A 25,530-nucleotide genomic window follows, 5' to 3' on the forward strand; every position below is an offset into this window, starting at 1 on the left:
GCGTGGCGGGGCTCACGTGAGGGTACGTCGGTGCCGGGGCACGACGCCCGTCCGGCGATCACGTACGGGCACCCAGTACTTTCATGATGCGGAAAAGATAATCCACTGGTAGAAGTGTAGCCAGTCCAAGCGAGTACGCAGAGAGGGTGGTCACAGATGGCCGACACCGCCGGGCTGCAGGTCGAGGAGCACCTGAAGTCGTTCGTCGAGGACGAGCTCCTGTCCGACGTGGACCTCACGGCGGCGGACTTCTGGGCGACCCTGGCGGGTCTGCAGGAGCGGTTCGCGCCCAGGATCGCCGACGCGCTGCGCCGCCGTGACGAGCTCCAGGAGCGCATCGACGCCTGGCACGCCGAGCACGGCGCCGGCTCGACCGCCGACTACGAGAAGTTCCTGACCGACCTCGGCTACCTGCTCCCCGACGCGTCGCCGACGATCTCCGTCGACCGGGTCGACCCGGAGATCGCCGAGATCGCGGGCCCGCAGCTGGTCGTCCCCTCGACGGTGCCGCGCTACGCGCTCAACGCCGCCAACGCCCGCTGGGGCTCGCTGTTCGACGCGCTCTACGGCACCGACGCCCTCCCGCAGGACGGCGAGCTCGCCCGCGGCTACGACGAGCGCCGCGGCGCCCAGGTCATCACGGCCGCCGACGAGCTGCTCGACGAGCTGTTCGGACTGGCGAAGGGGAGCCACGCCGGCGTCACCGCCTACCGGGCCGGAACCGACGGCCTGGTCGCCGACACCGCCGGAGGCACGGTCGGGCTCGCCGACCCGGCGCAGTTCGCCGGCTTCCGCGCGGTCGACGGCGACGGCCGCGGCGCCGTCCTGCTCACCCGCAACGGGCTGCACCTGGAGATCACCCTCGACCCGACCACGCAGGTCGGGCGCCAGCACCACGCCGACGTCGCCGACGTCGTGCTGGAGTCGGCGGTCTCGACGATCGTCGACCTGGAGGACTCGGTCTCGACCGTCGACGGCGAGGACAAGGCGCTGGCCTACCGCACCTGGCTGGGCCTGCTGACCGGTGACCTGACCAGCGAGTTCAGCAAGGGCGGGAGGACCGTCGTCCGCCGGGTGAACCCGGACCGCGAGTACACCGCGCCGGACGGGTCCGCCCTCACCCTGCCGGGCCGTTCGCTGATGCTGGTCCGCAACTGCGGCCACCACATGACCACGAACGCCGTCCGCACCGCCGACGGCACCGAGGTGGCGGAGGGCGTCCTGGACGCGCTGGTCTCCGCCGTCGCGGGGCTCTACGACCTGCAGCACAAGGGCCCGCACACCAACTCGCGGGCCGGCAGCGTCTACATCGTGAAGCCGAAGCAGCACGGCCCCGAGGAGGTCGCGCTCACCGTCGAGCTGTTCGGCGCCGTCGAGGAGGCGCTCGGCCTGCAGGCGAACACGCTCAAGATCGGCATCATGGACGAGGAGAAGCGCACCTCGGCCAACCTCGGTGCCTGCATCGCCGAGGCCGCGAACCGGGTCATCTTCGTCAACACCGGCTTCCTCGACCGGACCGGCGACGAGATCCACACCTGCTTCCGGGCCGGCGCGGTGCTGCCCAAGGGCGACATGAAGTCGACGACCTGGCTGACGACCTACGAGGACCGCAACGTCGACGTCGCGCTCGCCGCCGGGTTCAGCCACTCCGCCCAGATCGGCAAGGGCATGTGGGCCAAGCCGGCCGCGATGGCGGAGATGATCGAGCAGAAGATCGGTCACCCGAAGGCCGGGGCGAACTGCGCCTGGGTGCCCTCGCCGACCGCTGCCACCCTGCACGCCCTGCACTACCTGCGGGTCGACGTCCACGAGGTCCAGTCGCAGATCGCGGCGCGCGCCACGGCCGACCGGAGCCGGCTGCTGGAGCTGCCGCTCGCCGGCGCGTCGTCGCTGCCGGCCGGGACCGTCACCCACGAGCTGGAGACCAACGCGCAGTCGATCCTGGGCTACGTCGTCCGCTGGGTCGGGATGGGCATCGGCTGCTCCACCGTGCCGGACCTGTCCGGGGCCGGGCTGATGGAGGACCGCGCGACGCTGCGGATCTCCGCCCAGCTCGTCGCGAACTGGCTCGCGCACGGCGTCGTCGACGAGGTGACCGTCCGGGACACCTTCGCCCGGATGGCGTCGGTCGTCGACGACCAGAACGCCGGCGAGCCCGGCTACCCGCCGATGGCGAAGGACCTCGACGGCAGCGAGTCCTTCCAGGCCGCGCTGGAGCTCGTGTTCACCGGCGCGACGGAGCCGAACGGCTACACCGAGCGCACGCTGACCTCGTGGCGGCAGCGCGCCAAGGCGAACGCCTGATCCGTTCGCAGCGTGACCGACGACGCCCCCGGGACCGAGGTCCCGGGGGCGTCCGCGCGGGAATCCGTTCCCGTGGGCAGGTGCGGGGCCGTTGCCGGACGTAACGTCGGGTGCGTGACCGCCACCACGGACCTGCCCCGCCTCCCGTTCCCGCGCGACGACGTCCTGCGACTCCCTCCGCTCTACGACGAGCTCCGGGAACGGGCGCCGATCACCCCCGTCCGCACCCCGGCCGGCGACGTCGCCTGGCTGGTCACCGGCTACGAGGAGGCCCGCGCGCTGTTCGCCGACGACCGGCTCGGCCGCAGTCATCCGGAGCCGGAGCGGGCGGCGCGGATCTCCGGCTCGATGGTCTTCGGCGGCCCCTCCGGGGACTCGCCGGAGACCGAGCGGGTGAACCACACGCAGATGCGCACGCTCCTCGCGCCGGCGTTCTCGGCACGGCGGATGGGCCGGCTGCGCGAGCACGTCGCCGATCTCGTCGCGGAGCGGCTCGACGCCATGGAGGCGGCCGGACCCGGCGCCGACCTGCACGAGCTCCTCTCGTTCCCGCTGCCGGTGCTGGTGATCTGCGAGCTGCTCGGCGTCCCCTTCGCCGACCGCGCCGAGTTCAGCGCGTGGTCCGAGGGCCTGAGCCGGCTCGACGACCGCGAGCACGCGCAGGCGAGCGCGGCGCGGCTGTTCGCGTACATGCGTGAACTGCTCGACCGGAAGGCGGCCGAGCCGGGGGAGGACGTGCTCTCCGACCTCGCCGCACTCGGCGGTGACGACGATCAACGCGACCGGCTCGCGGGGCTCGGTGCGGCGCTGCTGTTCGCCGGGCACGAGACGACGGTCGGCCGGATCGACGTCGGCACCGTGCTGCTGCTCGACCAGCCGGGGGAGTGGGCGGCGCTGGCCGCGGATCCCGGCCGCGCCGACGCCGTCGTCGAGGAGATCCTGCGGCTGGCCGCCCCCGGGTCGAGCGGGATCCCCCGCTACGCGCACGCCGACATCGAGATCGCCGGGGTCCGCATCCCGGCGGGCGACGCCGTCCTGCTCGCCCTCGCCGCCGCGAACCGGGACCCGCGCACGTTCGACGACCCCGGCGCCTTCGACGCCGGGCGCCGGCCCGCGCACCTCGCCTTCGGCCACGGCCCGTACTTCTGCATCGGCGCGAGCCTCGCCCGGGTGGAGCTCACCGAGGTGTTCCGCGCCCTGCCGGCGCGGCTGCCGTCGTTGCGCACGGCGGTGCCCCGCGCGGAGCTGCAGCTGCGCTCGGACGTCCTCACCGGAGGCCTCCGCGCGCTCCCGGTGACCTGGGAACGATGATGGCCCGGTGCTGGAACTGCGGGTCTCCGCCCTCGACCACCCGGACGCGGTGACGCTCGACGGGCAGGTGCAGGAGTACTACCGCCGGGTCTACGGCGACGGCGACGCCACCCCCGTCGCACCGGCGGACTTCGCCGCCCCGCGCGGGCTGTTCCTGGTCGGCTACGACGGCGACCGCGCCGTGGTCACCGGTGCCTGGCGGGCGGTCGACGCGGCGGCGGACGACCCGGTCCGCCGCGACGGCGACGCGGAGGTCAAGCGGATGTACGTCGTCCCGGACGCCCGTGGGAAGGGTCACGCCCGGACCCTGCTGGCGGAGCTGGAACGCACCGCGGACGCGGCCGGGCGCCGGCGCATGATCCTGGAGACCGGGACCGCGCAGCCGGAGGCCATCAGCTTGTACCGCGCGTGCGGATACCGCCCGATCGGGAGGTTCGGCGTGTATCGGGACGATCATCGCTCACGGTGTTTCGGCAAGCCCCTGCGGACGTGAGCCCCGGTACGGTGGCGGGCGAATCGTCCGGTTGCGCCGATAGGATGACGGAGGCGTCGTCGCCGTGTCCCGTCCGGGGACCGGCTCGTGACACGTCCGCACCGCTCCCCGGTCGATCGTGCAGCGAGTGACCCGCCCGTCCGTACGACCCCGCGAACCAGGAGGTGTCGGTGCTCGCCGTCGTGGCCGCCCATCTCGTCCTGGCGCTGTGCCTCCCGGCCCTCGCCCGGTACAACCGGCGACTGGCCTTCGGGGCTGGCGCCGCACTGCTGGCGGCCACACTGGTGTGGGCGATGGCGCAGGCCCCGGCCGCGCTCGGCGCCGGCGTCACCGACGTCGTCGAGTGGGCCCCGGAGCTCGGGCTCCGGCTGAGCCTCCGGATGGACGCGCTGGCCCTCGCCATGATCGTCCTGGTCTCCGGCGTCGGGGCGCTGATCATGGTCTACGCGGCCTGGTACTTCGGCCCCCGCTCGAAGGACGCCGCCCGCTCGGCCGCCCTGCTGGTCACCTTCGCCGGGATGATGCTCGGCCTGGTCCTGGCCGACGACCTGCTCACCCTCTACGTGTTCTGGGAGCTGACGTCGCTGACGTCGTTCCTGCTCGTGGGGCAGGGCGGTCAGTACCGGGAGAACCGGCGGGCCGCCGTGCAGGCGTTGCTCGTGACGGTGTTCGGCGGCCTGGCGATGCTGCTGGGCATCGTGCTGCTCGGCGGGATCGCCGGCACCTACTCGATCCCCGAGCTCACCGCAGCGGCCTCCGCGGGCACCCTCGCGCCGGACCAGCCGGTCGCGCTGGCGATCTCGCTGGTGCTGATCCTCATGGGGGCGCTGACGAAGTCCGCGCAGCTGCCCTTCCACCCGTGGCTGCCCTACGCGATGGCGGCGCCGACGCCGATCTCGGCCTATCTGCACGCCGCCTCGATGGTGAAGGCCGGCGTCGTGCTGGTGGCGCGGCTCGGGCCGGCGTTCTCGGTGTACACGGTGTGGTGGGTCCCGGTCGTCGTGCTCGGCCTGGCGACGATGCTCCTCGGCGGCTGGCGGGCGCTGCGCCAGACCGACCTCAAGCGGCTGCTGGCCTTCGGCACCGTGTCCCAGCTCGGCTTCCTGATGGTGCTCTTCGGTGCCGGGTCCCGGGTCGCCGCGCTGGCCGGCATCGCGATGCTGCTGGCGCACGGCCTCTTCAAGGCCCCGCTGTTCATGGTCGTCGGCGCCATCGACAAGGCGTGCGGCACGCGTGACCTGGGGGAGCTGTGCGGTCTCGGCCGGCGGCGGCGCGGCCTGGCCGTGCTCGCGACGCTGGCGGGGCTGTCGATGGCGGGGCTGCCGCCGCTGCTCGGGTTCGTCGGCAAGGAGGCCGCGTACGAGGCGTTCGTCCTGGAGGGCGGGACCCGCGGCTGGGTCGTCGCGGTGGGGCTGCTCGCGGGCTCGCTGCTGACCGTCGCCTACACCGCGCGCTTCCTGTGGGGCGCGTTCTCGACCAAGGGCAGCCAGCCCACCGGCGGCGACCCGGTGCCGCTCGGGCTGTCCGGCCCGGCCTGGCTGTGCGCGCTGACCGGCCTGGCTGCCGGCTTCGCCGCGCCGCTGGTGCAGGACGTCGCCGGGTCCTACGCCCGGTCGCTGCCCCCGCTCGGCGACGCCTACGCCGCACAGTACGAGCTCGCCCTGTGGCACGGCCTCGGTCTCCCGCTGGGCTTCTCCGCGCTCGCCCTCGTCGGCGGCCTGCTCCTGCACCGCTACGGGGCGCCGCTGACCTCCGGGGCGCGGATCCCGGGGGTGTCCGCGCAGCGCGGCTACGAGGCGGTCGTGACCGGCCTGGAGCGGTTCGCGATCGGCCTCACCGGCCGCCTGCAGATCGGGTCGCTGCCGGTCTACCTGGGCTGCATCCTGGCCACCCTGATCGTGCTCCCGGGCCCGGTGCTGCTGATGACGGGTGCCATGCCCGAGCACCAGGCCCCCTACGACTCGATCATGCAGGTCCCGGTCGGGCTGATGGTCGTGATCGCCGCGGTCGCGCTCACCCGGGCACGCAGGCGGTTCACCGCGGTGCTGCTGGTCGGCGCCGTCGGCTACGGGATCGGCGGCCTGTTCGTCATCGACGGTGGCCCGGACCTGGCCCTCGCCCAGTTCCTGGTGGAGACGCTGACCCTGGTGGCGTTCGTGTTCGTGCTGCGGCGGCTGCCCGCGCACTTCGACGAACCGGACACCGAACGCCGGGTCCGCGCCCCCAAGGCCGCGCTCGCCGCCGTCGGCGGGGTGTTCGTGGCCGGGACCGCGGTCGTGCTCTCCGGGGCCCGGCTGCAGCCGCCGTCGACCACCGACGCCTTCGTCGCGAACGCCCCCGAGGCCGGCGCCACCAACCTCATCAGCGCGATCCTCGTCGACTTCCGGGCACTGGACACCATCGGGGAGATCACCATCCTGCTGATCTGTGCCGCCGGGACGGCGAGCCTGGTCCTCGCCACCCGCTACGACAAGAAGAAGGGCGGCGCGGTCGTGAGCAGCGGTTCGGGCTCGCCGAAGCACGAGCAGGAGGTGCTCGGATGACGACCTCCACCGACCGGCCCGGTGGCACGGCACCGCCCCCCGAGGAGGACACGGCCGGGGAGCGCTGGGACCAGCCCAGCGGCCGCTGGATGCTGCCCGGCAACTGCCCCGACACCCGGGAACGGACCCTCGTCCTCGAGGCCGCCGCCCGGCTCCTGTTCCCGACGGTGCTGGTGTTCTCGGTGTTCCTGCTGTTCGAGGGCCACTACGGCCCGGGCGGCGGGTTCTCCGGCGGCCTGGTCGCCGGGCTCGCGTTCGTGCTGCGGTACATCGCGGGCGGCGACGACGACCCCGGCTCCACACTGCGCATCCGGCCGCCGGTCGTCGTCGGTACCGGGCTGACGATCGCGGTGCTGACAGGTCTCGCACCGTTGCTCTGGGGCGGCGCGGTGCTGTCCTCCGCCAAGTGGCGGATCAGCTTCGGCGACGCCGGCTACATCGACGTCGTCACCAGCCTGCTGCTCGACGTCGGCGTCTACCTGCTGATCATCGGCGTCGTGCTGGACCTGCTGCGCTCGCTGGGCTCGGGCATCGCCCGGGACGCCCGCGAGGCCGGCGAGGCCGGCGAGGCCGCGCCGCGCGGTTCCGGCGGTGGTGACCGGTGAACATGACGATCAACCTGAGCATGGCGATCGTGCTCGCCGTCCTGTACTCGGTCGGATTCTACCTGCTCATGCAGCGTTCGCTGATGCGGGTCCTGATCGGCATCGTCGTCCTGGGGCACGGGGCGAACCTGCTGCTGCAGCTCGCGGGCGGGCCGCCCGGGCGCGCGCCGATCCTCGGCCCGGTACTGCCCGAGGAGTTCACCGACCCGCTGCCGCAGGCGCTGGCGCTCACCGCCATCGTGATCACCTTCGCGCTGACCACCTACCTGCTGGCGCTCGGATACCGGTCCTGGGTACTGGTCGGCCACGACGAGGTCCAGGACGACGTCGAGGACCGCCGGATCGCCGCCCAGAAGCCGGACGGTGCGATGGAGGAGGGCACCGCCGAGGAGACCGAGGCCGGTCCCGAGGACACCGCCGACTCCCACGAGCTCGAGGAGGGCCGCAAGTGACCCTGCTCCAGGCCTTCGTGACGCTGCCGGTGCTGCTGCCGATGCTCGGCGCCGCCGCCAGCGTGATCGTCAGCAGGCGGGCCTCGCTGCAGCGGGTCATCGGCGTGGTGACGCTGGCGATCGTCTGCGTCGTGGCCGGCGTCCTGCTGGTGTCCGCCGACCGCTACGGGCCGGTCGTCGCCGAGCTGGGCGGCTGGCCGGCACCGATGGGCATCGTGCTCGTCGCCGACCGGATGTCGGCCCTGCTGCTGCTGATCTCGACGCTGGTCACCCTCGCGGTGCTCGTCTACGCGATCGACCAGCGGATCTCCGACTACGGCCGGGAGACGGCCAGCACCACGTTCCACCCGATCTTCCTGCTGCTGTCGACGGGCGTCTCGCTGGCCTACCTGACCGGTGACCTGTTCACGCTGTTCGTCGCCTTCGAGATCATGCTGGCGGCCAGCTACGTGCTGATCACCCGGCGGACGTCGGCGTCGCGGATCCGGTCCGGGATGACGTACGTGATCGTCTCGCTGATGTCGTCGCTGCTGTTCCTGACCGCGGTCGCGCTGGTCTACGCGGCGACCGGCACGGTCAACCTGGCCGACCTCGCCGGGCGGGTCGCGCTGCTGCCCGACGGGCTGAAGACGGTGCTGGCGCTCGTGCTGGTCGTCGTGTTCGGGATCAAGGCGGCGATCGTGCCGCTGCACTTCTGGTTGCCCGACAGCTACCCGAACGCCCCAGCACCGGTCACCGCGCTGTTCGCCGGACTGCTGACCAAGGTCGGCATCTACGCGCTGCTGCGCACCCAGACCCTGGTGTTCCCGCAGGACCACCCCTCGTTGCTGCTGCTCGTGATGGCCGCGGTGACGATGGTGGTCGGCGCGCTCGGCGCCGTCGCGCAGGACGACCTCAACCGGCTCCTGTCGTTCCTGCTGGTCAGCCACATCGGGTTCATGCTCTTCGGGCTGGCGGTGTACACCCCGTCGGGGATCGCCGGGACGGCGCTCTACGTCGTCCACCACATCACCGTGCAGGCGACGCTGTTCCTCGTCAGTGGGTTGATCACCCGGCGGACCGGGACGGTGTCGATCTCGCAGATGGGCGGGCTCGCGAAGACGGCCCCGCACCTGGCGGTGCTGTTCGCGATCCCCGCGATCACCCTGGCCGGGCTGCCGCCGACGTCGGGATTCGTCGCGAAGCTCGCACTGCTGCAGGCCGGCGCCGAGGCCGGTACGGCGGGCCGGATCGTCGCCGCCTTCGTCGTGCTCGCCAGCCTGCTCACGCTCTACGCCGCCGCCCGCGTCTGGGTCCGGGTGTTCTGGGGCACGCCGAAGGAGCCGCTGGTCGACAACGACCCGAACGACGAGCTGGTCGTCGGCACCGCCCGCAGCGCCCGCGGGATGTACGTCGGCGCCGCGTTGCTGATCGTGGTCAGCATCGTCATCGCGGTGTTCGCCGGGCCGCTGTCGGCGGTCACCGCGCGCGCCGGGATCGACCTGCAGACCCGCGACACCTACCGCGGCGCCGTGCTCGGGCCGGACGAGGCCCCCGGCGGGCCCGGTGCGCAGCCGGTCGCGACGGTGCCGGACGTTCCCGACGGGACCGGCGCCGGGACGGCGATGGCGACCGACGACGCGGAAGGGGGCACCCCGTGAGCGAGGACCGGACGATCCGCGACGGCGCGGCTCCGGAGACGTCCCCGGAGGGGCAGCGCGAGGCGGACATGGGTGCCGCGGAGACCGGGACCGGGCTGCCGGCCGAGGAGTCCCGCGAGGCCGCACTCGTGCCCGAGCAGCGCCCCGCCACGGTCGACGACCAGCCGGGCGACAACTCCCGGATCGGGAGCTGGCCGCGGCGGATCCCGCAGGTGCTGGCGCTGGCGCTGGTGTGGGTGCTGTTGTGGGTGCTGTTGTGGGGCAGCCTCGCGCCGACGGCGATCGTCGGCGGTCTGGTGATCGGGTTGCTGGTGACGGTGCTGTTCCCGCTCCCGCTGCTGCCGGACCGGATGCCGGTGCGGCCGCTGAAGCTGCTGCGGCTCGCCGGGTACCTCGTGGTGGACCTCGTCGTCTCCGGTATCCGCGTGAGCGTGGTGACCGTCGCCCAGGGTCGGCGGGCCCGCTCCGGGATCGTGGGGCTGCCGCTGTGCGCCACCTCCGACCGGACGGTGACCATGATCGTCGCGGCGTGCGCGCTGTCCCCGGGCAGCTTCACGTTGCAGATCGACCGCCGGCGTGGCCGCTGGTACGTGTTCGCGCTCGGGCTGCACCGCGCGGGCGCGGTCGACCGGTTGCGCAAGGAGATGATGAACCTGCAGATGCGCGTCATCGACGCGGTCGGTACCGACGCCGACGTGGAGATGTGCCGCGCGGCCGTCGCCGCCGTCGCCGAGGGCCGGGACACGGGGAGGGCGGCGCGATGACCGTCGTCTACGCGATCGTGCTGACCATGCTGACCGCCGCCGGCGGGCTCACGCTGTGGCGGCTGCTCCGCGGCCCCACGACCCTGGACCGGATCGCGGCCCTCGACGTCATCGTGGTGCTGATCGTGGCCGCCGCCGGGGTGTACGCGGCGATCTACTCGGACGGGTCGAACATCCCGCTGCTGGCGGCCGTCGCGCTGATCGCGCTGGTCGGCTCGGCGACGGCGGCCCGGCTCGTCGAACGATGGGAGCGGCACCGCTGATGTCGGCCTCGGACGTGACCTCGGTGATCTCCGCCGTGCTGATGCTGGCCGGTGGAGTGTCCTGCCTCATGGGGGCCCTCGGCCTTGTGCGGCTGCCGGACCTGCCGGCGCGGCTGCAGGCGACGACCAAGCCGCAGACGCTCGGCCTGCTGCTGATCCTCCTCGGTATGGCGGTGCAGCTGGAGTTCGAGAACTCCTCGACGCTGGTGCTGGTCGTGCTGTTCCAGGTGCTGACCGCCCCGGTGATCTCCCAGGTGGTCGGCCGGTCGGCGTACCGCACCGGCGCGATCGACCGGGAGTCGCTGGTCGTCGACGACCTGGGGGAGCGGATGGACGCCGACGCCCGGGCCGTCCGCACCGTGACGCCGGACGGACCGCCGTCGCCGCGCGGGTCCGGATCGGACACGACCGGCGGGGCCGGGGGCCCGGCGTGACGGGTCCTCCGGGACTCGTACCCTGCGGGTGTGCCTCTGTACGCGCTCGGTGACGCCGAACCGGACATCCACCCGACCGCCTACGTCCACCCGGACGCCGTCGTGATCGGGAACGTGACACTCGGGCCGGAGTCGACCGTGTGGCCCACCGCGGTGCTGCGCGGCGACGACGGCCGGATCGAGGTCGGCGCCCGCACCAGCATCCAGGACGGCTCGATCATCCACACCACGCTGCGCCAGGCGACCGTCATCGGCGACGAGGTGACCGTCGGTCACAACGTGCACATCGAGGCGGCGACCATCGGGAACCGGGCGCTGATCTCGTCGGGATCGGTCGTGCTGAACGGCTCGACGGTCGGTGCGGGCGCGATCGTCGCCGCCGGCGCGGTCGTCTCGCCCGGTGCGGAGGTCCCGGACCGGGCGATGGCGCTCGGCGTCCCGGCCCGGGTCCGCGACGGGTACGAGGTGCCGGAGGACCGCTGGAAGCACTCGGTGGAGTCCTATGTCGACCGGGGCCGCCGGTTCCGCGAGCAGCTGCGCAGGCTGGAGGACTGATGGCCGCGAAGCCGATGCACGAGGTCGTCGAGGCAGGCTGGGCGGAGGCGCTCGCGCCGGTGGCCGAGACCGTCTCCTCGATGGGGGAGTTCCTGCGGGCGGAGATCGCCGCGGGGCGCCGGTACCTGCCGGCGGGGGCGAACGTCCTGCGGGCGTTCCAGCAGCCCTTCGAGGACGTCCGGGTACTGATCGTCGGGCAGGACCCGTACCCGACGCCCGGGCACGCCGTCGGCCTGTCGTTCTCGGTCGCCGAGGAGACCCGCCCGCTGCCGCGCTCGCTGCAGAACATCTTCCGGGAGTACACGGAGGATCTCGGGCACCCGGCGCCGTCGTCGGGCGACCTGACGCCGTGGACCGACCAGGGCGTGCTGCTGCTCAACCGGTGCCTCACCGTCGCTCCCGGCGAGCCCGGCTCGCACCGGAACAAGGGCTGGGAGGAGGTCACCGAGCAGGCCATCCGGGCGCTGGTCGCCCGCGACGCCGAGCCGATGGTGGCGATCCTCTGGGGCCGCGACGCCCGCAACCTCGTCCCGCTGCTGGAGGACGTGCCGCTGGTCGAGTCGGCGCACCCGTCGCCGATGTCGGCCGACCGCGGGTTCTTCGGGTCCCGGCCGTTCAGCCGTGCGAACGACCTGCTGGAGGAGATCGGCGGCGACCCGGTCGACTGGAAGCTTCCCTGACGGTCGGAACCATTAGGCTCGTCGGGGTGGACGACTCGGGCGAGATGCGCATATCGGACGCCGATCGTGAAGCCGCCGCGAAGCGGCTGCACGACGCGCTGGGCGAGGGCCGCATCACCCTGACCGAGCTCGAGGAACGCCTCGACGCGGTCTACGCGGCCCGCACCGCGAGCGAGCTGCGTCCCCCGCTGGCGGACCTGCCCGGCGGCCTGCCGCCGTCGGTGGCGTCCGGCGCGGCACCGGCCCGTTCCGCGGGCTCCGAAGACCGGGTGCACCTGCGCACCGGGGCCGGCACCGTGAAGCGGACCGGTGACTGGGAGGTGCCTGCCGCGCTACGGCTCACGACGAGCATGGGCACCATCCACCTCGACCTGTCCGAGGTGCGGCGGATGCCGCCGCGCGTCGACGTCGAGGTCTCGACCGGGATGGGGGAGATCGTGCTGATCCTCCCCGAGGGTGGCACCGCCGACGTCGACGGCGTCAGCGGGTCCTGGGGCGAGGTGAAGACGAAGGTCCCCGGGACGCCCGCCGGATCCGGCCCGCACCTCGTGGTGCACGGCAAGGTCGGGATGGGCTCCCTCACCGTCCGCGGGTCGCGCAAGGGCTGGTGGCGGGCCGTCCTCGGCTAGGAATCGACCCCGGACACGACGACGGCCCGGTCCCTCGCGGGAACCGGGCCGGTCGGTGTTCTGATCTCGCTGGACGCACCGCGTCAGACGCGGGTGACCTTCCCGGCCTTCAGGCAGGAGGTGCAGGCGTTGATGCGGCGGCGGTTGCCACCGTTGATCGCGGCCCGAACGGTCTGGATGTTCGGGTTCCAGCGGCGGTTGGTACGGCGGTGCGAGTGCGAGACGGACATGCCGAAGCCCGGACCCTTGCCGCAGACGTCGCAGACGGCAGCCACGTCGGACACTCCTCGAGGGGTTGGCGAACAGTTCACGAAGCCCGGGCGTGCCGGAGCTCGGTCTGCAAGTCTAGCGAGGGGGGTACCGCGATCTCCGCGGGGGCCCGCCAGGAGCGCCGGACCGGTGCGGCGCACCTAGGGTGGCAGGGTGGCCCCGCCGTTCGACCCCGCGCTGCTGCGCCGCTGGATCGACGCCGCCGCCGCGCGGCTCGCCGAGTGCCGGGCCGAGATCGACCGGATCAACGTCTTCCCGGTCGCGGACCACGACACCGGGTCGAACCTGCTGCTCACGGTACGTGCTGCGGCGTCGGCGCCGCTGGAGGGCGGCCCCGCCCGGGCCGCGGCGGCGCTGGCCGCCGCGGCGGTGCGGGGGGCCCGGGGCAACTCGGGACTGATCCTCTCGCAACTGTTCCGCGGGGTGGCCGAGGAGCTGGACGCGGGGGAGGGGCGTGGCGGGGCGAACGGTGACACCCGGGGCGACGGCGCCGTGGTGGCCGCTGGCTCGGTGCCCGGGGCGGCGCCCCGGCCGCGGTCGGCGTCGGCCGCGGGGGTGCCGGACGCGGTGACCGTCCTCGCCGGGGCGCTCCGGTGTGCGGCGGACCTGGCCGCGGCCGCGGTGTCCGTCCCCCGCCCCGGCACGGCGCTGACCGTGCTCGACGCCGCTGCGTCCGCCCTCGCCGCACGGGTTCCCGTCGTTCGCACGGGGTCCGATCCCGTGCGAGGCGAGCGAACCCGTGCGAACCACGGGAACGAGGGGGTCGGGGCCATCGGCGGGCGTGTGGTCGCCGGGGGGCTCGCCGGAGGCGCTCGGCTCGCGGCGGAGGCCGCGCGGGTGGCACTGACGACGCCCGTGGGCCGCCCCGCCGAACTCGTCCGCGCGGGAGTGGTCGACGCGGGCGGCCTCGGTCTCGTCGCCGTGCTCGACGCGCTGGTGCTCGCGACCGGGGGCGAGCCGGCACCGCCACCGCCGGGTACGGCGCCGGGTGGGCCCGTGGCCGGGGCGGGCTCGCCACCGAGCCGAGCCGACACGCCACCGAACGGGAATGCCGGGGCACCGGACGGAGCAGCGCCGGCACCGGCCGACGCGCCGCACCGGCGGGCCGTGCCGCCGGACCGCGCGGACGGGATGCAGCCCGCGCGCCCGGTGCCGCAGCCGGTGTACGAGGTCACCTACTGGCTCGCCGACCCGGGTGCGGACGCGCTCGCGACCCTGCGCGCGCGGCTGAGCGGTCTCGGGGACTCGGTGACCGTCGCGGGCGACGGCACGGGCGGCTGCACCGTCCACGTGCACACCACCGAGGCGGGTCCCGCGGTCGAGGCGGGAACGGTGGCGGGGCGGCCGTCGTCGATCCGGATCGAGGCTCTCCCAGCCGAGGCGCCCACCCGGGCCCGCGCCGTCCTCCTGATGATCGAGAGCGCCGGGGCGGGTGCACTGGCGCGGCAGGCGGGCGGCGACGTCCTGGTCGCCGAGCCGGACCCGGCCGTCGACGAGGTCCTCGCTGCGATCCGGGCCACCGGCGCCGAGCACGTCGCCGTGCTGCCGTGCGCGGCGCACCGCCGGACCCTCGCCGAGACCGCCGCCGCGCGGGTCCGCGAGGAGGGGATCGACGTCGTGGTCGTCCCGTCGTCGTCGGTGCTGCAGGGGCTGGCCGCGCTCGCGGTGCACGATCCGGCGCGGCGGGCGTCCGACGACGTCGTCGCGATGGCGGAGGCCGCCGCGGGGACCCGCACCGGCGGGCTGCAGATCGCCGAGGCCGAGGCGCTCACGTGGGCCGGGCCGTGCCGGCCGGGCGAGGTGCTGGGCCTGTCCGACGGCGAGGTGGTGCTGATCGCCCCGGATCTCGCTGTCGGTGCGCTGTGGTTGGCTCATCGCATGCTCACGCCGGGTGGCGAGCTGGTGACCGTGCTGCTCGGCTCGGCCGCCGGCGACGGGCTGGGCGAGCGGTTCGCCGACGACCTGCGGCGTACCCATCCGGAGGTGGACGTGGTGGTGCACCGGGGCGGGCAGAGCGACTTCCCGCTGGTGCTGGGGGTGGAGTAGATGGACGCGTACGACCTGGACAGCCGGCTGGACGGGCCGCTGGGACGCAAGGCCGCCGAGGCGCTGGCCCCGCTGGGTCTGGAGACGGTCGGGGATCTGCTGCGGCACTACCCGCGCCGCTACGTCGACCGCGGCCGGCTCACCGACATCGCCGGGCTGGTCGCCGGCGAGCACGCGACCGTCGTCGCACAGGTCGCGAAGGCGGAGCTGCGGGACATGCGCAACCGGCGCGGGAAGATGTTGAAGGCCGTCATCCGCGACGAGAAGGGCGGCGAGCTGGACTGCACCTTCTTCAACGGCTGGAGGCTGCAGGGCTTCGTGAAGGCCGGGGCGGTCGGTGTGTTCTCCGGCAAGGTCGGTGTGTTCAACCGGCGGCTGCAGCTCACCCACCCGCAGTTCGAGGAGATCGACGAGACCGACTCGCTGCGCCCGTTCCTGTCGGTCTACCCGGCGAACGCCAAGGTCACCTCGCAGGCCATCGCGCGGTCGGTCCGCCAGGTCCTCGACCAGATCGACGACCCCACCGACCCGCTTCCCGACGCGCTGCGCGAGCGCGAGCAGCTCACCGAGCTGGGGCGGGCGCTGCGCCGGATCCACGTGCCGGAGGCCGAGGCCGACATCCACGCGGCCCGGCACCGCCTGGTGTGGGACGAGGCGCTCGGCGTGCAGCTCGCGCTCGCACTGCGCCGGCAGGCCGCGGTCGCCCGGCCCGCGCCGGTGTGCCCGCGCACCGAGGGGGGCCTGCTCGCCGCGTTCGACGCCGACCTGCCGTTCCCGCTCACCGACGGCCAGGAGGCCGTGGGCGAGGAGATCGCCGCGGACCTCGGTGCCGAGCACCCGATGAACCGGCTGGTCCAGGGCGACGTGGGCGCCGGCAAGACGATCGTCGCGCTACGGGCGATGCTGCAGATCGTCGACGCCGGGAAGCAGGCCGCGATGCTCGCGCCCACCGAGGTGCTCGCCGCCCAGCACGCCCGCTCGCTGCGCGGGATGCTCGGCGCCCTCGGGCGCGCCGGTGAGCTCGACGCCGCCGACGGCGCCACCTCGATCACCCTGCTCACCGGTTCGATGGGGGTGAAGGCCCGGCGTCAGGCGCTGCTGGACGCGCAGTCCGGCGCGGCCGGGATCGTCGTCGGGACCCACGCGCTGATCCAGGACACGGTCGGGTTCGCCGATCTCGGGCTGGTCGTCGTCGACGAGCAGCACCGGTTCGGGGTCGAGCAGCGCGACGCGCTGCGGGCCCGCGGCGAGCGCGCCCCGCACATGCTGGTCATGACCGCGACGCCGATCCCGCGCACGGTCGCGATGACGGTGTACGGCGATCTCGCCGTCTCCGAGCTCAAGGGCCTGCCCCGCGGCCGGTCCCCGGTGACGACGACGGTCGTCCCGCTGTCCGAGCACCCCGGCTGGATCGAGCGCGTGTGGCAGCGGATCCGGGAGGAGGTCGAGCGCGGCCACCAGTGCTACGTCGTGTGCCCGCGGGTCGGCGACACCGAGAAGGAGGGTCCGGAGCTGGAGGAGCCGCCGCCGGAGGAGGAGGAGTCCGAGCGGCGCCCCCCGCTGGCGGTCCTCGACATCGCCCCGATGATCACCGAGAAGCTCGGGGGGCTGCGGATCGGGATCCTGCACGGCAAGCTCCCGGCGGACGAGAAGGACGCGGTGATGCGGGCCTTCGAGCGCGCCGAGCTCGACGTCCTGGTGGCGACGACGGTCATCGAGGTCGGCGTCGACGTGCCGAACGCGACCGGGATCGTGCTCCTCGACGCCGACCGGTTCGGCCTGTCCCAGCTGCACCAGCTGCGCGGCCGCGTCGGCCGGGGCAGCGCCGCCGGCCTGTGCCTGCTGGTCACCGAGATGCCGGCCGCCACCACCGCGCGGGAGCGGCTCGACGCGGTGGCCGGCACCACCGACGGCTTCGAGCTCGCCCGGCTCGACCTGGAGCTGCGCCGCGAGGGCGACGTGCTCGGTGCCAGCCAGTCCGGGTCCCGCTCGGGGCTGAAACTGCTGTCGCTCCTGCGGCACGGCGACGTCATCGCGAAGGCGCAGCTCTACGCCCGGGACCTGGTCGACCGCGACCCGGACCTCGGCGGGCACCCGCGCCTGCGCGATCTCGTCGGCGAGACCCTCGGCGACGAGGAGCGGGCCGCCTACCTGGACAAGGCCTGACCGGGCTCAGGTCCCGGGCAGCTCGCCCCGGGCCCGCGCGTCCAGATGGGCGCGGGCCGGTCGCGGCAGGTGGATCACCCCGGCGCGGTCGAGCCGGTCCAGCTCGCTGCGCGCGCGGGAGTAGGCGGCCAGCCGTTCCGGCTCGGAGTCCGAGTCCCGCGCCGTCGTCAGGAGCTTGACGACCCGTTCGACGGTGCGCCGCTCCTCCGCGGAGAGGCCGGACAGCCGGATCCGGTCCGCCGCCTCGACCGCGGCCCGCCAGGCCCGGCGGGCCTGCTCGACCGCCCGGACGTAGGTGCCGCCGAACGGTTCGCCGGGGTAGCCGTCGGTGTCGAGTGCCTGCGCGGCGGCGAACGCGTCGACGAACCGCGCCGTGCTCCCGACGGCGACGTCGGACAGCGCGGGCCGGTGCAGCACCGCCATCGGGTCGGTCTCGTGCTCGGCGAACTCGGCCCGCACCCGCTGGAAGTCGGCACGCGCCCGGCGCCACGCCTCCTCGGCCGTCACCGCGGCGGCCGGGACCGCTGTCACGGGGCCGGCCTCCGGGCGTCGTACCGCACCTTTCAGCCAGGTCCACGTCCCGGCCACGACCAGGCCGACGAGCAGGATCGCCAGGATCTGCGCGACCACCGTGACCACCACCGCCACCGCCGTTCCCGTGAGGAGCACCGCACCCGACACGAGCGCGACCGCCGCCACCGGATGGACGGGGCCGCCGCGGCGGCGCAACCGCCGTTCCCGCCGGTGGTCGTACCGGGCGGCCCCGTGGTGCACCCGCGCGCCCCGGTGCGCGACCCCGCCGGGGCCGTGCCGGTGCCCGCCACGGCCGTACCGGCCGCCGTGCCGGTGGTGGGTGCTCCGCGTCATACCTCCTTGCTACCGGAACCCGCCGGGTCGCGGTGCGGGCCGTACGGGTGGCGGTGCCGGGGGTGTCCCGCCACGTGGTCGTGCGGTGGTGGGCCCACGTCCCACGTGCCAGGATCACGCGTCCGGTCTGCGGAAACCCCGCGGTCCCGGGTCTCGACGCCGAACAGGATGAGGAGACAGATGTTCCGCAAGGTTCTGGTGGCCAACCGGGGTGAGATCGCGATCCGGGCGTTCCGGGCGGCCTTCGAGCTGGGCGTGTCGACGGTGGCCGTCTTCCCGTACGAGGATCGCAACTCCTTGCACCGTGCCAAGGCGGACGAGTCGTACCGGATCGGTGAGCAGGGCCATCCGGTCCGCGCGTACCTGTCGGTCGACGAGGTCGTCCGCGCCGCGAAGAAGGCCGGCGCGGACGCCGTCTACCCGGGCTACGGCTTCATGTCCGAGAACCCGGACCTGGCCCGCGCCTGCCGCGAGGAGGGGATCACCTTCGTCGGTCCGCCGACCGAGGTGCTCCACCTGACCGGCAACAAGTTCCGAGCCGTCGCCGCGGCCCGCGAGGCCGGCGTCCCGGTGCTGGAGTCGTCGGACCCGTCGTCGGACGTCGACGAGCTGCTCGCGGCCTCGGAGAACATCGACTTCCCGATCTTCGTCAAGGCCGTCGCCGGGGGTGGCGGGCGCGGTATGCGCCGGGTCCAGGAGCCGGGCGCGCTGCGTGAGGCGATCGAGGCGGCGATGCGCGAGGCCGAGTCCGCGTTCGGCGATCCGACCGTGTTCCTCGAGCAGGCCGTGGTGAACCCGCGCCACATCGAGGTCCAGATCCTCGCCGACGCCGACGGCAACGTCGTGCACCTCTATGAGCGGGACTGCTCGGTGCAGCGCCGCCACCAGAAGGTCGTCGAGATCGCCCCGGCGCCGAACCTCGATCCCGAGGTCCGCGACGCCATCTGCGCCGACGCGGTCAACTTCGCGCGCCAGATCGGCTACGTCAACGCGGGCACCGTGGAGTTCCTGCTCGACGAGCGCGGCAAGCACCACTTCATCGAGATGAACCCGCGGATCCAGGTCGAGCACACGGTGACCGAGCAGGTCACCGACCGGGACCTGGTCATCGCCCAGCTGCGGATCGCGTCCGGGATGACGCTGCCCGAGCTCGCGCTGACCCAGGACGCGATCACGCTGACCGGCACGGCGATGCAGACCCGCATCACCACCGAGGACCCGGCCAACGAGTTCCGCCCGGACGTCGGGACGATCTCGGTGTACCGCTCCCCGGGCGGCCCCGGCGTGCGGCTCGACGGCGGCACCGTGCACGTCGCCGCCGAGGTGTCGGCGCACTTCGACTCCATGCTGGTCAAGCTCACCTGCCACGGCCACGACTTCACCAACGCCGCCCGCCGGGCCCGCCGCGCCATCGCCGAGTTCCGGATCCGTGGCGTCGCGACGAACCTGCCGTTCCTCGCCGCCGTCCTCGAGGACGACGACTTCAAGGCCGGCCGGGTCACCACCAGCTTCATCGAGGAACGCCCGCACCTGCTCAAGGCCCGCCCGTCCGCCGACCGGGGCTCGCGGATCCTGCAGTTCCTCGGCGAGACGACGGTGAACAAGCCGAACGGTGACCGCCCCGTCGTCGTCGAGCCGGTCGACAAGCTGCCGCTGGAGGTGGACCTCGACGCGCCGGTGCCGGACGGGTCGGCGCAGCTGTTGCGGGAGCTGGGTCCGGAGGGGTTCGCGGCCCGGCTGCGGGGGCAGTCCGCGGTGGCGGTCACCGACACCACGTTCCGGGACGCACACCAGTCGCTGCTGGCCACCCGGGTGCGTACCCGCGACCTCGTCGCGGTCGCTCCGTACGTCGCCCGCACGATGCCCGAGCTGCTCTCCCTCGAGTGCTGGGGCGGAGCGACCTACGACGTGGCACTGCGGTTCCTGGCCGAGGACCCGTGGGAGCGGCTCGCCGCGATCAAGGCCGCTGCCCCGAACATCTGCACGCAGATGCTGCTGCGCGGCCGCAACACGGTGGGCTACACCCCGTACCCGACCGAGGTGACCGACGCCTTCGTCGCCGAGGCCGCGGCGACCGGGATGGACATCTTCCGGATCTTCGATGCGCTCAACGACGTCTCGCAGATGCGTCCGGCCATCGACGCCGTCCGCACCACCGGGACCGCGCTGGCCGAGGTGGCGCTGTGCTACACCGCGGATCTGTCGGATCCCGGTGAGAAGCTCTACACCCTCGACTACTACCTGCGCCTCGCCGAGCAGATCGTCGACGCCGGTGCACACGTGCTGGCGATCAAGGACATGGCGGGGTTGTTGCGGCCCCCGGCGGCGCGGACGTTGGTGTCGGCGTTGCGGGAGCGGTTCGATCTGCCGGTGCATCTGCACACCCATGACACGGCGGGTGGGCAGTTGGCGACGTTGACCGCGGCGATCGATGCGGGGGTCGATGCGGTGGACGGTGCGGTGGCGTCGATGGCGGGGACGACGTCGCAGCCGTCGTTGTCGGCGTTGGTGGCGGCGACCGATCACACCGAGCGGGCGACGGGGTTGTCGTTGCAGGCGGTGGGGGACATGGAGCCGTACTGGGAGGCGGTGCGGAAGGTCTACGCCCCCTTCGAGTCCGGGCTCGCCAGCCCCACCGGCCGGGTCTATCACCACGAAATCCCGGGTGGGCAGCTGTCCAACCTGCGTCAGCAGGCCATCGCGCTCGGCCTGGGCGACCGGTTCGAGCTGATCGAGGACTGTTATGCGGCGGCGGACCGGATGCTGGGGCGGCTGGTGAAGGTGACGCCGTCGTCGAAGGTCGTGGGCGACCTCGCCCTGCACCTGGTCGGCGCCGGGGTCGACGCGGCGGACTTCGAGAAGGACCCGGCGTCGTTCGACGTGCCGGACTCGGTGATCGGGTTCCTGCGTGGCGAGCTGGGTGAGCCCCCGGCGGGCTGGCCCGAGCCGTTCCGGACCCGTGCCCTGGAGGGCCGCAGCCCCGAGGCGGAGAGGGCGGAACTGTCCATCGAGGACCGTCGCGGGCTCCGTGACGAGCGCCGCCGCACGCTGAACCGGCTGCTGTTCCCCGGCCCGACGAAGGACTTCGACGCGCACCGCGAGCACTACGGCAACACCTCGGGGCTCTCGACGAAGGACTTCTTCTACGGCCTGGAGGAGGACCTCGAGCACACCGTGGAGCTCGAGCCCGGCGTGACGCTGCTGATCGAGCTGGAAGCGGTCTCCGAGCCCGACGAGCGCGGCTACCGCACCCTGCTCACCACCCTGAACGGGCAGATCCGCCCGGTCTCGGTGCGCGACGAGTCCGTCGCGACCGAGGTCAAGGCCGCGGAGAAGGCCGACAAGTCGAACGACGGCCACGTCGCCGCCCCGTTCGCCGGCGTCGTCACGCTCCAGGTCGCCGAGGGCGACACCGTCGACGCCGGCCAGACCGTGGCCACGATCGAGGCGATGAAGATGGAGGCCTCGATCACCACCCACCGCGCCGGCACCGTGTCCCGCCTCGCGATCGGCGACGTCCAGCAGGTCGAGGGCGGCGACCTGCTCGTCGAGCTGCGGTAGGCGCCTCCGGCGCTCGTGAGTGGTTGTCGCGGTCCGGACCGCGTGCCTGTTCTCAGGACATCCGACACAGTTGATGTCTCGGCACATCGAGGACACTGAGTAGCCCGCTGGCCGGGTTGGTCGATCCTGGTGATCGGCCAGCCTGGTCCAGGTGGGTGGAACAGGGTTCGAGATGGATCCCGACCGCGTCGCGGCGGTCGCCCGGGCCGCCGCCGGGCAAGAGATCAACATCGCTCGGGTGTGCCGAGAACTCGGCGTGTCCCGGTCGGTGTTCTATCGCAAGCTGTCCCGTTTCCGAGACCAGGGCAGCACCGGTCTGGCACCGCGTTCACGTGCTCCGCACACCCGTCCCAGCGCGGTGGCCGAACACGTGGCCGAGGCGGTGGTGCGGGCCCGCAAAGAACTCGCCGACCAGGGCTGGGACCACGGAGCCCAGACCATCCGCTGGCGGCTGCTCGACGCGGCCCGCCCCGGCAGCAGCCCCGGCAGCGGCCCTGGCAGTAGCGGCGGCAGCGGCCCGGCACTCGAGCAGGCCGAGGTCCCGTCGCGGGCCACGATCCACCGGCTGCTGGCCGACCGCGGCCAGATCACCCCGCAACCACGTAAACGACCCCGCCGCAGCACGCACCGGTTCGTCCACCCGGCCCCGAACGCGGTCTGGCAGATCGACGGCGCCCGGACCGTACTGGCCGATGGCCGGCGCGCCACGGTGGTGCAGGTCATCGACGACCACTCCCGGCTCGACATCGCCTGCCACGCCGCGAGCAGCGAGAACGGCGAGGCCGCCTGGGCCGCGCTCAGCGCCGGCTTCGCCCGCTACGGCCACCCGGCCTGCGTGCTCTCCGACAACGGCACCGCCTTCTCCGGCCGGCGCCGCCAGTGGCCCCTGGTCGACCTCGAACGCCGCCTGGCCGCGCTGGGCATCACCACCATCGTGTCCTCGATCGGACACCCACAGACCTGCGGGAAGAACGAACGCGCCCACCAGACCCTGCAACGCTGGCTCGCCGCCCGACCCACCCCGGCCACCCTGACCGAACTCCAGAACCTGCTCGAGACCTACCGGCAGGGCTACAACCACCGCCGCCACCAAAGCCTCGACGGCGACACCCCGCACCAGCGTTTCCACACCCGCGAACCCGCCCGACCGGCCGGACCCGCACCCCGCATCGCCGGACACCTCACCCGCACCGTCTCCGAGACCGGAGTCATCAGCTTCTCCGGAACCTCGATCGGTCTGGGCCGCCGCCACGCCGGCACCACCGCGGAGGTGTTCTGGCAAGGCGACCGCGTCACCATCCTCATCGACGACGCGGTCGCCGCCAGCCTTACCCTCGATCGCAGCGTCCGCTACCAGCGGACCACCAGCAAACCGTCCACGATGTGCTGAGACAGATCTGTCTTAGATGTGCTGAGACACGACACGTGGTCCGGACCGCGATAACCACTCACGAGCGCGAAGCGCCACACTGATCGCGTGCTGGACGAGCGGGAGGCCCCCCGGCCCGGGCCCCGGCACGCCCGCATCCCGCTGCCGTCGCCGCGGCCGCGCACCGCTGTCGCGGGCACGTACGTCCTGCTCGGGATCGCGTACCTGCTGGTCTCGCTGTGGCTGCAGCGCCGGGTGCTCGCCGACCCGTCCGGCCTGCTCGCCGGCCACGTCACCGCCGACGCCGACATGTTCGCCTGGTGGCTCAACTGGTTCCCGTTCGCGGTCGGGAACGGCGCGAACCCGCTGGTCACCGACTGGATGCACTGGCCGCACGGGCTGAACGCGCTGTGGAACACCGCGGTGCCGCTGCTCGCCGCGCTGCTGGCGCCCGTCACCGTCATCGCGGGGTCGGTCACCGCGTTCAACGTGGGCATCGTGCTCGGCCCTGTCGTGTCGGGCCTGCTGCTGGTCGCGGCGCTCGGACCGTTCGTCACCTCGTCCGGGATCCGGGGCTGGGTCGCCCGGGGGACCGCCGGTGCGCTCTACGCGTTCTCGCCGTTCCATCTCGCCCACGCCATCGCCGGGCACCTCAACCTCACGTGGTCGGTGCTGCCGCCGCTGCTCCTGCTGATCGCGCACCATCTCTTCGGGCGGGGGCCCCTGCGGCGGCCGTGGCTGGTCGGCGGGCTGACCGGGCTCGCCCTGCTCGGCCAGCTCCTCCTCTACACCCAGACCCTCGCCGTCGGCGTCATCTTCCTGGTGCTCACCGCGATCGTGCTGGCGCTGCGGTTCCCCCGCCGGGTGCCCGCACACCTGCCGGGGCTGCTGCGGGCGGGCGTCGCCTGCGTGGTCGTGTTCGGCGCGCTCGGCGCCTACCCGATCCACCTCGTGCTGGCCGGGCCGAACCGGCCGCGCTCCGCGATCCGCAACGTGCACGCGACCGGTGCGGACCTGGCGAACGTGCTGGTCCCGACCCGGATGACGGCGTTCCGGCCGCTCCCGGACAGCGCGGGGGAGTCGCTCGCCGGGCACATCGGTGAGCAGGGCGGCTACGTCGGCGTCGCGATGCTGGCGCTCGTCGTCGTCGCCGTCCTGGTGATCCGCTCGACGGCGTTGCGGGTGGCCGCCGGGCTCGGCGCGCTCGCCTGGCTCGCGTCGCTGGGTACCGGCGTCGTGCTGCTGGGGTCCGAGACCGGGGTGCCGTTGCCGTGGCTCGCGTTCGCCGACGTCCCCCTGCTGTCGGAGATCGAGCTGGTCCGGATCCAGGTCGTGACGGTGCTGTGCGTCGCCGTCGTCGTCGCGATGTGGATCGACCGGATGCCGACCGCACCACCCGCGACCGCCGTCGGCGCGCTCGCGTTGACCGGGTTCGCGCTGGTCAGCTGGCTGCCGGCGGACGCGCAGGAGGTGCGCCCGGCGCCGGTCCCGGAGTTCTTCACCACGGGCGCCGGAGGGCTGGGGCCCGCCGACGTCGTCGAGATCTACCCGCGGATCACCGCCACCTGGGACGACGGCGCGCAGGGCCTGCGCTGGCAGGCCGCGTCGGGGCCGGACTTCCGGATCCGCGGCGGCTACTTCATCGCCTCCGACCCGGACGACGTCGTCGTCATCCAGTCCCGGTGGAACCGCTACCAGGTCGGCGCGCAGTGGGTCGCCGACGGGAAGAACGACCCGAGCGACGACTACACCGCGCAGGCCCACCGGGAGCTCCGCACGCTCGGCATCACCGCGGTGGCCGTCGTGCCGGGCCGGTCCGCCGAGGGCGGCGACGCCGCCCGGGTCGTGGAGTGGACGCGGCGCGTCTCCGGCGACCCCGGCCGCTTCGACGGTGGGGTGTGGCTGTTCCGGTTGCCGGTGAGCGCACCGGTCGGCTAGGTGCCGTTTACCCTGGACACGTGACCAGCCCGCGGCTTCCCGGTGAGCGGCGCGAGATCAGGATCTCGGACGCCGACCGCGAGCGTGCCGCGGAGCGCCTGAACCGGGCGATGGCGGAGGGCCGCATCTCCGTCGACGAGCTGCAGGAGCGTCTCACCACGGTCTACGCCGCCCGGTTCGGCTCCGACCTGACACCGGTGCTGTCCGACCTCCCCGGTGATCCGCTGGACCTGAGCGCCGACGTCCTCGCCACGCCGGTCGGCCCGCCGACCGTGCTGCGCGTCGGCGTCAGCGGGCTCAAGCGGCGCGGGGACTGGCGGGTGTCGTCCCGGCTGCGTGTGCAGAGCTCGATCGGCTCGGTCCTGCTCGACTTCTGCGACACGGAGCTGCCGGAGCCGGTCGTCGAGATCGAGCTGGCGCTGGGGGCCGGGTCGGCCCGCCTGCTCGTCCCGGAGAACGCGACGGCCGACGTCGACGGCCTGGTCGCGGCCTACGGCTCGGTCCGGTCCAAGGTCCCGGCCCGCGCGGTGCACGGCAGGCCGCACTTCCGGATCTACGGCCGGACGTCCGCCGGATCGGTCACCGTCCGCACCCGCTACACGTTCGCCGGCCGGCACTTCTGAGCCGGGGCGGCGCCGTG

21 protein-coding genes are annotated in these 25,530 nt (G+C 73.5%); 19 read left to right on the forward strand and 2 right to left on the reverse strand.

The annotated features are described in order from the left end of the window. The first annotated feature begins 156 nt into the window (after positions 1–156). From Ae150APs1_RS22970 to Ae150APs1_RS23030, 13 genes are all read left to right on the forward strand, one after another. Positions 157–2,304 carry a malate synthase G gene (locus Ae150APs1_RS22970; RefSeq protein WP_075300252.1) on the forward strand — a complete coding sequence of 716 codons (2,148 nt, stop codon included), beginning with the start codon at positions 157–159 and terminating at the stop codon, positions 2,302–2,304. Positions 2,305–2,418: 114 nt separating this feature from the next. Continuing rightward, the gene (locus tag Ae150APs1_RS22975) at positions 2,419–3,615 is read left to right on the forward strand and encodes a cytochrome P450 (RefSeq protein ID WP_075300254.1); all 1,197 of its coding nucleotides are present in this window, start codon (positions 2,419–2,421) and stop codon (positions 3,613–3,615) included. A 10-nt stretch (positions 3,616–3,625) separates the two neighbouring features. Beyond that, positions 3,626–4,108 (forward strand): GNAT family N-acetyltransferase, encoded by a 483-nt coding sequence (locus tag Ae150APs1_RS22980; RefSeq protein WP_212567328.1) that lies wholly within the window; start codon positions 3,626–3,628, stop codon positions 4,106–4,108. Between the two features lie 170 nt (positions 4,109–4,278). Continuing rightward, positions 4,279–6,651, forward strand: coding sequence for a hydrogen gas-evolving membrane-bound hydrogenase subunit E (gene mbhE / locus Ae150APs1_RS22985; protein ID WP_075302462.1), 2,373 nt, complete (start codon positions 4,279–4,281; stop codon positions 6,649–6,651). After that, positions 6,648–7,256, forward strand: a complete 609-nt coding sequence (locus tag Ae150APs1_RS22990; protein ID WP_139317027.1) for an MnhB domain-containing protein — start codon at positions 6,648–6,650, stop codon at positions 7,254–7,256. Before mbhE ends, Ae150APs1_RS22990 begins: the two co-directional genes overlap by 4 nt. A gap of 2 nt (positions 7,257–7,258) precedes the next feature. After that, positions 7,259–7,708, forward strand: a complete 450-nt coding sequence (locus Ae150APs1_RS22995) for a Na(+)/H(+) antiporter subunit C (protein WP_033200348.1) — start codon at positions 7,259–7,261, stop codon at positions 7,706–7,708. Then, on the forward strand, positions 7,705–9,348 hold the full coding sequence (locus Ae150APs1_RS23000) for a Na+/H+ antiporter subunit D (protein WP_075300256.1): 1,644 nt from the start codon (positions 7,705–7,707) through the stop codon (positions 9,346–9,348). Before Ae150APs1_RS22995 ends, Ae150APs1_RS23000 begins: the two co-directional genes overlap by 4 nt. Continuing rightward, positions 9,345–10,112 (forward strand): Na+/H+ antiporter subunit E, encoded by a 768-nt coding sequence (locus Ae150APs1_RS23005; RefSeq protein WP_083680310.1) that lies wholly within the window; start codon positions 9,345–9,347, stop codon positions 10,110–10,112. The genes Ae150APs1_RS23000 and Ae150APs1_RS23005 overlap by 4 nt, the downstream gene beginning before the upstream one ends. Then, on the forward strand, positions 10,109–10,375 hold the full coding sequence (locus Ae150APs1_RS23010; RefSeq protein WP_010239588.1) for a monovalent cation/H+ antiporter complex subunit F: 267 nt from the start codon (positions 10,109–10,111) through the stop codon (positions 10,373–10,375). Before Ae150APs1_RS23005 ends, Ae150APs1_RS23010 begins: the two co-directional genes overlap by 4 nt. Next, positions 10,375–10,809: a monovalent cation/H(+) antiporter subunit G gene (gene mnhG / locus Ae150APs1_RS23015; RefSeq protein WP_075300258.1), complete on the forward strand. Its 435-nt coding sequence runs from the start codon at positions 10,375–10,377 to the stop codon at positions 10,807–10,809. Before Ae150APs1_RS23010 ends, mnhG begins: the two co-directional genes overlap by 1 nt. A gap of 30 nt (positions 10,810–10,839) precedes the next feature. Next, positions 10,840–11,364, forward strand: coding sequence for a gamma carbonic anhydrase family protein (locus Ae150APs1_RS23020; protein ID WP_010239594.1), 525 nt, complete (start codon positions 10,840–10,842; stop codon positions 11,362–11,364). Beyond that, the gene (locus Ae150APs1_RS23025; protein WP_075300259.1) at positions 11,364–12,044 is read left to right on the forward strand and encodes a uracil-DNA glycosylase; all 681 of its coding nucleotides are present in this window, start codon (positions 11,364–11,366) and stop codon (positions 12,042–12,044) included. The genes Ae150APs1_RS23020 and Ae150APs1_RS23025 overlap by 1 nt, the downstream gene beginning before the upstream one ends. Positions 12,045–12,070: 26 nt before the next feature. Then, entirely contained in the window at positions 12,071–12,673 is a 603-nt protein-coding gene (locus tag Ae150APs1_RS23030) for a DUF1707 domain-containing protein (protein ID WP_010239610.1), read from the forward strand. An 83-nt stretch (positions 12,674–12,756) separates the two neighbouring features. On the opposite strand, the gene rpmB is transcribed toward Ae150APs1_RS23030, so the two are convergent. Then, positions 12,757–12,948 (reverse strand): 50S ribosomal protein L28, encoded by a 192-nt coding sequence (rpmB, locus tag Ae150APs1_RS23035; protein WP_010239613.1) that lies wholly within the window; start codon positions 12,946–12,948, stop codon positions 12,757–12,759. Between the two features lie 148 nt (positions 12,949–13,096). Between rpmB and Ae150APs1_RS23040 the strand changes: the two genes are divergently transcribed. After that, positions 13,097–14,989, forward strand: a complete 1,893-nt coding sequence (locus Ae150APs1_RS23040) for a DAK2 domain-containing protein (RefSeq protein WP_075300260.1) — start codon at positions 13,097–13,099, stop codon at positions 14,987–14,989. Beyond that, the gene (locus Ae150APs1_RS23045) at positions 14,990–17,155 is read left to right on the forward strand and encodes an ATP-dependent DNA helicase RecG (RefSeq protein WP_075300261.1); all 2,166 of its coding nucleotides are present in this window, start codon (positions 14,990–14,992) and stop codon (positions 17,153–17,155) included. 6 nt (positions 17,156–17,161) lie between these two features. On the opposite strand, the gene Ae150APs1_RS23050 is transcribed toward Ae150APs1_RS23045, so the two are convergent. Further along, positions 17,162–18,022 carry a hypothetical protein gene (locus Ae150APs1_RS23050; protein ID WP_075300262.1) on the reverse strand — a complete coding sequence of 287 codons (861 nt, stop codon included), beginning with the start codon at positions 18,020–18,022 and terminating at the stop codon, positions 17,162–17,164. A gap of 180 nt (positions 18,023–18,202) precedes the next feature. On the opposite strand from Ae150APs1_RS23050, the gene Ae150APs1_RS23055 reads away from it, so the two are divergent. From Ae150APs1_RS23055 to Ae150APs1_RS23070, 4 genes are all read left to right on the forward strand, one after another. Continuing rightward, positions 18,203–21,583, forward strand: a complete 3,381-nt coding sequence (locus Ae150APs1_RS23055) for a pyruvate carboxylase (RefSeq protein WP_075300263.1) — start codon at positions 18,203–18,205, stop codon at positions 21,581–21,583. 151 nt (positions 21,584–21,734) lie between these two features. Then, the gene (locus tag Ae150APs1_RS23060) at positions 21,735–22,973 is read left to right on the forward strand and encodes a DDE-type integrase/transposase/recombinase (protein ID WP_249266236.1); all 1,239 of its coding nucleotides are present in this window, start codon (positions 21,735–21,737) and stop codon (positions 22,971–22,973) included. A gap of 87 nt (positions 22,974–23,060) precedes the next feature. Further along, complete coding sequence (locus tag Ae150APs1_RS23065) at positions 23,061–24,890, forward strand: hypothetical protein (protein WP_075300264.1); 1,830 nt, start codon at positions 23,061–23,063, stop codon at positions 24,888–24,890. A 20-nt stretch (positions 24,891–24,910) separates the two neighbouring features. After that, positions 24,911–25,513, forward strand: coding sequence for a DUF1707 domain-containing protein (locus Ae150APs1_RS23070; protein ID WP_075300265.1), 603 nt, complete (start codon positions 24,911–24,913; stop codon positions 25,511–25,513). The last annotated feature ends 17 nt before the right edge of the window (positions 25,514–25,530 follow it).

This window comes from Pseudonocardia sp. Ae150A_Ps1, assembly GCF_001932315.1.
Classification (GTDB): Bacteria; Actinomycetota; Actinomycetes; order Mycobacteriales; family Pseudonocardiaceae; genus Pseudonocardia.

Bases quoted from the DNA above. Each gene is read 5' to 3' on its own strand.
- Ae150APs1_RS22970 (WP_075300252.1), top strand. From the start codon at position 157: ATGGCCGACACCGCCGGGCTGCAGGTCGAGGAGCACCTGAAGTCGTTC.
- Ae150APs1_RS22990 (WP_139317027.1), top strand. From the start codon at position 6,648: ATGACGACCTCCACCGACCGGCCCGGTGGCACGGCACCGCCCCCCGAG.
- Ae150APs1_RS22995 (WP_033200348.1), top strand. From the start codon at position 7,259: ATGACGATCAACCTGAGCATGGCGATCGTGCTCGCCGTCCTGTACTCG.
- Ae150APs1_RS23010 (WP_010239588.1), top strand. From the start codon at position 10,109: ATGACCGTCGTCTACGCGATCGTGCTGACCATGCTGACCGCCGCCGGC.
- mnhG (WP_075300258.1), top strand. From the start codon at position 10,375: ATGTCGGCCTCGGACGTGACCTCGGTGATCTCCGCCGTGCTGATGCTG.
- Ae150APs1_RS23025 (WP_075300259.1), top strand. From the start codon at position 11,364: ATGGCCGCGAAGCCGATGCACGAGGTCGTCGAGGCAGGCTGGGCGGAG.
- Ae150APs1_RS23045 (WP_075300261.1), top strand. From the start codon at position 14,990: ATGGACGCGTACGACCTGGACAGCCGGCTGGACGGGCCGCTGGGACGC.
- Ae150APs1_RS23050 (WP_075300262.1), bottom strand. From the start codon at position 18,022: ATGACGCGGAGCACCCACCACCGGCACGGCGGCCGGTACGGCCGTGGC.
- Ae150APs1_RS23055 (WP_075300263.1), top strand. From the start codon at position 18,203: ATGTTCCGCAAGGTTCTGGTGGCCAACCGGGGTGAGATCGCGATCCGG.